This window comes from Streptomyces sp. BRA346 (assembly GCF_052851135.1).
On sequence record NZ_JAIWIH010000145.1, the window covers coordinates 1 to 2,093 of the forward strand.

Annotated in this window: 1 protein-coding gene; it reads right to left on the bottom strand. The window is 71.1% G+C overall.

Going from position 1 to position 2,093, the window contains the following annotated elements; translation table 11 throughout:
* Positions 1-2,093: KR domain-containing protein (locus LCH29_RS43805; protein ID WP_446467260.1), on the bottom strand; the 2,093-nt coding region annotated here is incomplete at both ends.

Sequence of the window (2,093 nt, forward strand, 5' to 3'; positions counted from 1 at the left end):
GGACGCAACACCGCATCAAGGCGCCCCGGAGTCAACGCACCCAACAGACCGTCATCGAGCACACCGGCCGCATGCACCACAGCCGAAACCTCACGCCCGGCCAGCACCTCCGCCAGCGCATCCCGATCAGCCACATCACACGCCACCACCTCGGCGCGGGCACCCAATCCGGCGAGTTCGGCGACCAGGTCCTCAGCACCCGGCGACGCCAGCCCCCGCCGGGACAGCAGGAGCAGGTCCCGTACGCCGTGCTCGGCCGCCAGGTGCCGGGCCACCACCGCACCCAAACCACCCGTACCACCCGTGATCAGCACGCTGCCCGGCCCATCCCACACCCGCACCGCAGCGTCGGGCACACTCGCCCGAGCCAACCGCGGCACCACCAACCGCCCCTCCCGAACCGCAACTTCGGGTTCCGCCACACTCAGCGCCTCCGCCAGCAACGCCCCCGAGCAACCCCCGCTCCCGAGATCCAGCAGCCCAATCCGACCCGGATGCTCCGACTGCGCCGACCGCAGCAAGCCCCGCGCGGCCGCGATGGCTGGGTCGTCAACCGCACCTCGGACCACCACCACGAGCCGAGAATCGAGAAACCGCTCCCCCTCCAACCAGCGCTGTGTCAGATCCAGGGCCCGTGACACGGTGTCGTGGACCGCATCCACCATGCTCTCCGACCGGTCACCGGAGACAAGCGCCAGTACCACCTCCGGTACCGCGTCCTCAGCCAGCGCGGCCAGATCCGGATACGTGCCTACGGTGATTCCGTGGCCCGCCAGTTCATCGGCCAGACCACCATCGGGGCCGACCACGGCCACCGGACCGGAAACCGCACGACTCGGCGCGGCCGGGGTCCACTCGACCCGGAACAGCGAGTCCCGCTCGGGCACGGCCACCGCGTCCAGTTGCCCGGGCGTGATCGAACGCACCAGCAGGCTGCCCACCGTGGCGACCGGCTGTCCGGCCATGTCGGCGATCGCGATGGCGATCTTGTCCGGCTCGGGGTGGGAGAGCCGGACCCGTACCGCCGTCGCCCCTGCGGCGTGCAGAGAGACCCCCTCCCATACGAACGGGAGCACGTCGTCTTCGATGGTCAAGGCCGTCGCGTGCAGCACCGCGTCCAGCAGGGCCGGGTGAAGCCCAAAGCCATGTGCCTCGACACCTTCGTTCAGGCCCGCCTCGCCCAGGCCCACCTCGGCGAACACGTCGTCGCCGTGCCTCCAGGCCGCCCGCAGGCCCTGGAACACCGGGCCGTAGTCGAACCCGGAATCTGCCCGGGCCGCGTAGAAATCGTCGAGATCGATCGGCTCTGCGTCCGCCGGAGGCCACACGGCGCCCTCACGTCCGGGCGCCTCAGCACCTGCGGCCTCGTATTCGGCGGAGAGCGTGCCCGCAGCATGCTGCGTCCATGACGCGGATGCACTTCCCCCCGCGCCTTCAGGCCGGGCGTGGACGGTGACGGCGCGCCGGTCGTCGGCATCGGCGGCGCCCACGCGGACCTGGATCTGCACTGCTCCCTGTTCCGGCAGCACGAGCGGCGTGGCGAGGGTGAGTGCCTCGATCCGTGCGCAGCCGAACTCATCACCGGCCCGGATGGCCAACTCCACGAAAGCGGCTCCCGGCACCAGAATCCGGCCCATCACCGTATGGTCGGCCAGCCACGGGTGCGAGGCCAACGACAGGCGACCGGAGAACACCACGCCATCCGAGTCCGCCAGGGGAACGGACGCACCCAGCAACGGGTGCTGGGCCGAGGTCAGCCCCAGGCCCGTGGCGTCCCGGATCGCCGTGGGCGCCGAAGGCCAGTACCGCCGGTGCTGGAATGCGTAAGTGGGCAGCTCGATCCGGCGCGCGCCCGTGCCCGCGAAGTACGCCCGCCAGTCGACGGGCACACCCCTCACGTACATCTGCGCCAATGCGCTGACAGCCGCGGTCTCCTCCGGCCAGTGCTTGCGCAGCGCCGGGACGGCGACGGTGCCATTCGGCGCCGAGTTCCCGACCAGCGCCGAGAGCACCCCGTCCGGGCCCAGTTCCAGGAAGGTCCGTACCCCCTCGTCGGACAGGGCCCGGACCCCGTCGGCGAACCGTACGGTCTC